2 protein-coding genes are annotated in these 1,333 nt (G+C 38.6%); both read right to left on the bottom strand.

Annotated elements, in window-relative coordinates:
* Window positions 1-368: 368 nt before the first annotated feature.
* Complete coding sequence (locus AAIG39_RS25615) at window positions 369-698, bottom strand: hypothetical protein (RefSeq protein WP_343195054.1); 330 nt, start codon at window positions 696-698, stop codon at window positions 369-371.
* 10 nt (window positions 699-708) lie between these two features.
* Window positions 709-1,333: RHS repeat-associated core domain-containing protein (locus AAIG39_RS25610; protein WP_343195053.1), on the bottom strand; the 625-nt coding region annotated here is incomplete at its 5' end.

Here is a 1,333-nt window from a genome sequence, read left to right as displayed (position 1 = left end):
TTTTCTTTGGTTTAAAATTATAAAACTCTCTCGTCATTTCAACCTCATATCTCTCTTATCTTACCTTCTGCAAGAAGCTGACTAATAGATTTAGAAAGCTCGTACTATGTTCCCTTACCTGGCTGGTTAAACCTGGATATTGCGGACCCAGCAGCATGGATAGGGACAAGAACCTCATAGATTTTATATGATTTATTTAGCGTATCCAATTGTAATGTACGTCTCTCAAAATACAAGAACTGCGCGAGCAGCTTTACCAGGTAAACAGGTAGTAAAGGAAATTAAGGATGTGATTGTTTAGTGGATTAAACCAAAGCCAGGTAATTAAAGAACCGGGTAGATTTTATAATTCTCCCGGCTTTAATTACTTATGACATCATTTTTTTCACATCTTCAACAGTCAAACTAAAACTATCTATAGTGTTAGCATTTATTCCCAAGTTAAATTTATTATTTGTTTTATTGAGCCATTTGTAGAAGTTTATAAATGAACTCTCATTTTCTTCTGTTAACTCCATAAACCCAGAATCAATATGTGATAATTCTAATGCATCTATAATAGATTTAAAGATATCTTGATTTTCAATCAAATCATTAACATCAATAGTCATCAACTCGTCAATTATTAATAGCTCATCCGCTAAATTCATTATTGTAGGAAGAGATAAGACTTTATTTTTTATTTCTTGCAAATTCATATTAATAATCTCAATAAGGTGAGCCATCAAGGGGAATATGAGCACCATTGGCATCTGATTTGAATGTCCCCCAAGTTCCATCGGTTCTAAACACTTCACCTGTTGAAGTATTTTTCATGCTCGCTGTCGGCCCATTTGCCGCATTAGAATTAGGAAATTTAGCTGACGCAGATGGATTAGCACCATGACCATGAACAGTATAATTACCAGCATCATATTTAAAACCACCACTGGGGAATTTTAACGGATCATGCCCCCATGTATTTGGAATCCCTCCTTGACTAGCCCAAGCATCTATATCAGCCTTGTCAATTCGGCCATTATGTACTAATTCAGAAGGATCTGTTGGTCGTTTTGTAAAACGACCTGTCTGCCTGTCATGCCAGCGATTAGACTTAGAATTAAAGTAACAACTTAAACCAAGGGGATCTATCCAAGATATTGGATTGGGCGCATAAGCATACAGGTTTAACCCGCCCCGCAGCCCTATCGGATCCTGCTGGGTAAACCTGGCGCTACCCGGGTCGTAATAACGAAACAAGTTGTAGTGCAACCCGGTCTCACGATCCAGGTATTGCTCCTGCATACCCAGGTTCTGCGCATAGCCCGTCTCCTGCGGTATCGACTCGTGCAGC

Origin of the sequence: Phytobacter palmae, assembly GCF_039409775.1 — a bacterium.
In the GTDB taxonomy this organism is placed as follows: Bacteria; Pseudomonadota; Gammaproteobacteria; order Enterobacterales; family Enterobacteriaceae; genus Phytobacter; species Phytobacter palmae.
The sequence above is the reverse complement of the archived record's forward strand: the minus strand, read 5'-3'. Positions and strand labels throughout refer to the sequence as shown.